The organism is Pseudonocardia sp., assembly GCF_025965585.1.
Classification (GTDB): Bacteria; Actinomycetota; Actinomycetes; order Mycobacteriales; family Pseudonocardiaceae; genus Pseudonocardia.
The window spans coordinates 1-3,107 of sequence record NZ_JAOPWR010000193.1; the positions used below are offsets into that span (position 1 = coordinate 1).

A 3,107-nucleotide genomic window follows, 5' to 3' on the forward strand; every position below is an offset into this window, starting at 1 on the left:
CCTCAAGAGAAAAGTCCAGACTCATGAGTATCGAAATCGAAAATAGTTAGGCGGCCCTCGGCTGCTCGGTCGCGCACACGGGTACCGCGGCCACCCCGACCGATGGAGCAGCATGGGAGCGACCAACACCGGCCTGGACCTGCGGGTTCGCCGGCTGACCTACGAGGCCGACGGCGTCGTGTCGGTGCGTTTGACGGCGCCGACCTGCGAGGCGTTGCCCGCGTGGGAGCCGGGCGCGCACGTCGACCTGCGCCTGCCCTGCGGCCTCGTGCGCCAGTACTCGCTGTGCGGGCCGCCCGGCGATGCCGCCGGATACGAGGTGGCGGTCCTGCGTGATCCGGCCAGGCGCGGCGGCTCCCGGTACGTGCACGAGTCGCTGCGGCCGGGCGACCGGCTCGGCGTCGGACGGCCCCGCAACACGTTCGCGCTGGAACCCGCACCCGGCTATCTGTTCGTGGCGGGCGGCATCGGTATCACCCCGCTGCTGCCGATGATCGAGCACGCGGAGCGGGCCGGCGCCGGGTGGCGGCTGCTGTACGGCGGCCGCACCCGCCGCTCCATGGCCTTCCTCGACCGGCTCGCCCGCTACGGCGACCGGGTGCAGGTCGTCCCCGAGGACGTCCGGGGGCGGCTCGACCTCGACGCGGCGCTGGTCGCCCTCCCCGGGCTCGGGGCGGGCGCGCTCGTCTACGGCTGCGGGCCCGAGCCGCTGCTCGCCGCGCTCGAGAAGTGCTGCGCCCCCCCTCGGCGCCGACGTCCTGCGCCTGGAGCGCTTCGCGGCGCCCGAGGCGGATCCGGGACACGCGGCGCGCGACGCGGCCGCCGGTGAGTTCGTCGTGGAGCTGGCCCGCTCCGGGCGGACCCTCGCCGTCGAGCCCGGCACCACGGTGCTGCAGCGGCTCGCGCAGGCCGGGGTCGACGTCGCCAGCGACTGCGAGGAGGGGATCTGTGGGTCGTACCAGGTCGGAGTGCTCGGTGGCGAGCCTGACCACCGCGACCACGTCCTGACCACCCGTCAGCGACGCGCGGGCGACACCATGATGGGCCTGCGTCTCACGCTGCCTCGGTGACCGGCTCGTACTCGACCTCTGAACCCCTCACCTTGCCGCCGGAGGCCACCACCAATGTCCAACAACGCTCTTTACCCGTCCTGGCCGGCAGCCGGCGGCCTGGTCGACGTGCACACGCACGCGATCGACCCCCGGCTGCCCGACCTGTCGCCGACCCACGCCGGAGGTGGCCGTCGGTGGAGCGGGTGTCGTCCGACCGGGCCCGGATCCTGCTCGACGGCCGCCTCTACCGGGAGGTCGACGACCGCTGCTGGTCCGCGGAGCGGCGGCTGCGCGACATGGACGCCGAAGGCGTCGCGGCCCAGCTCGTCTCGCCCATCCCCGTGACGCTGTGCCACGGTGAGCCCGCCGAGGGCGCGGCGGTACTCGCCCGGGCGCAGAACGACTTCCTCGCCGGGCTCGCGGCCGCGGCCCCGGACCGGCTGGCGGCCCTCGGGGCGGTGCCCCTGCAGGACCCGGAGCGGGCCGCGGCCGAGCTGGCGCACTGCGTCGACGAGCTGGGGTTCGCCGGAGTCGAGATCGGCACCCGCGCCGGGGACGTCGAGCTGTCGGATGAGCGGTTCGACCCGTTCTTCGACGCCGCGGCCGATCGCGGTGCGCTGGTGCTGGTGCACCCCGTCGACCTCACGCTGGACCCGCGCCTGGCCGGGCTCGGCATCGGCTTCGGCCTGGGCATGCCGTCCGAGACGGCCGTCGCCGGGGCGGCGCTGGTCACCGGGCGGCCCCGTCGGGACGGGGTGCGGATCTGCCTGGCCCACGGCGGGGGTGCGCTGCCCGCCCTGCTGCCGAGGCTGGACCGGGGCGAGGTGCTCGCGGGGCGGAGCGGCGCGGCCGGTCACCGCATGCCCGGTGAGCGGGCCCGCGAGCTCTGGTGCGACTCCCTGACCTACGACGTCCACAGCCTGCGGCTCGCCGTCGAACGGTTCGGCCCCGACCACGTCGTGCTCGGAACCGACTACCCGTTCGCGGCACGGGAGAGCCCGGCCGGGGCGGTGCTCAGCGACCTGGAACCGGGTCTGCGCGCCGCGATCGGCGAGGCCAACCTGCGCGCGTTGCACGCTGCACAGTAGGGGCGCACCTGGTCGGGGATCCTGGCTGCGTGCGCGCCCGTGCCGGATCTGCGCGGAGGTCTGGTTCGTCGTCACCGGTCGCGGCGTCGTCCCAGGATTTCGGCAGGAACAATCGCCAGTCGATCGCTACGGACGCCGAGTCGGTGACCGCGTGCACGCTGACCCCGATCTGGCAGTTCCCGACCTTTCCCAGCGAGCCGGAGCGACCCGGCGGGTCAAGGTCGGGCTCGGAATCGTCGCGTCGGTCGCCCGCCACCCGGCCGTCACGGCGATGGAGATCGCGACGTTGGCACGGGCCTACCCCGGACGGTTCCTGCCCGGCGTGGATTCGGCGGTGGAGATGGAGCGCTTGGCGGACAAGTTGCCGATCGAGCAGGTGGCGAAGCGGTGGATCGTGGCCTCGGATCCGGATGAGGCCATCGCCCGGATCAAGCCCTACATCGACGCGGAGCTCAACCATCTCGTGTTCCACGGTCCCGGCCACAACCAGGAACGCTTCCTCACACAGTTTGCCGAGGACGTGCTGCCGAAGCTGCGTGCGATCTGAGGGACCGGCTTGCTCGTACTCACCCAGCGCGGCCGGGCAGTTGGCGAAGATTACCCATCACCACGGGCGAGGTTTAAGTTCTGGCGCATTTCCGTGATCGGCGCGGGCGAGCCGCGGACGGATCCCGCGCAGCGGGTCTGGAGCGTGACTGCCTCTGCGTAAACAGTATTGTAAACATGACGGATCAAAACGCGGCGTAACGACTGAGACATCCTCAGATGTGGAGGACAGTCAGTGCTGGCCAGGACCGGTTCGGCCGGACGGGTGAGTGAAGTCGAGATGCATCCGGTCCACTTCACACCGACTTGTTCAATGCGGGCAGGAGATCGGGTCTGCAGCCATGATCTCCGAGGCGGTGGTCGGGGTCGCTCGGTTCACACCTGTCGCCCCGGTTCGGGGTTGACTGTTCTTCGGCCTGCG

3 protein-coding genes and 3 pseudogenes are annotated in these 3,107 nt (G+C 72.0%); 5 read left to right on the forward strand and 1 reads right to left on the reverse strand.

Annotation, left to right across the window (positions count from 1 at the left end; translation table 11 throughout):
• Positions 1 to 112: 112 nt before the first annotated feature.
• From JWR81_RS12335 to JWR81_RS12340, 3 genes are all read left to right on the forward strand, one after another.
• The gene (locus JWR81_RS12335) at positions 113 to 829 is read left to right on the forward strand and encodes a ferredoxin reductase (RefSeq protein WP_367278781.1); all 717 of its coding nucleotides are present in this window, start codon (positions 113 to 115) and stop codon (positions 827 to 829) included.
• A 7-nt stretch (positions 830 to 836) separates the two neighbouring features.
• A complete protein-coding gene (locus JWR81_RS34340) occupies positions 837 to 1,070 on the forward strand; it encodes a 2Fe-2S iron-sulfur cluster-binding protein (protein WP_367278782.1) in 234 nt (77 codons plus the stop codon).
• Between the two features lie 176 nt (positions 1,071 to 1,246).
• Positions 1,247 to 2,140: an amidohydrolase family protein gene (locus tag JWR81_RS12340; protein ID WP_297650735.1), complete on the forward strand. Its 894-nt coding sequence runs from the start codon at positions 1,247 to 1,249 to the stop codon at positions 2,138 to 2,140.
• Here JWR81_RS12340 and JWR81_RS12345 read toward each other — a convergent pair.
• Positions 2,067 to 2,339 (reverse strand): annotated as a pseudogene (locus JWR81_RS12345) (transposase); the annotation flags it as partial. The gene JWR81_RS12340 and the pseudogene JWR81_RS12345 sit on opposite strands and share 74 nt — an antisense overlap.
• Here JWR81_RS12345 and JWR81_RS12350 point away from each other — a divergent pair.
• Positions 2,292 to 2,405: pseudogene (locus tag JWR81_RS12350) on the forward strand (hypothetical protein); the annotation flags it as partial. The pseudogenes JWR81_RS12345 and JWR81_RS12350 sit on opposite strands and share 48 nt — an antisense overlap.
• A 63-nt stretch (positions 2,406 to 2,468) precedes the next feature.
• Positions 2,469 to 2,687 (forward strand): annotated as a pseudogene (locus JWR81_RS12355) (F420-dependent glucose-6-phosphate dehydrogenase); the annotation flags it as partial.
• Positions 2,688 to 3,107: the final 420 nt, after the last annotated feature.

Excerpts from the sequence above, each read along its gene's own strand:
- JWR81_RS12335 (WP_367278781.1), top strand. The coding sequence starts at position 113 with ATGGGAGCGACCAACACCGGCCTGGACCTGCGGGTTCGCCGGCTGACC.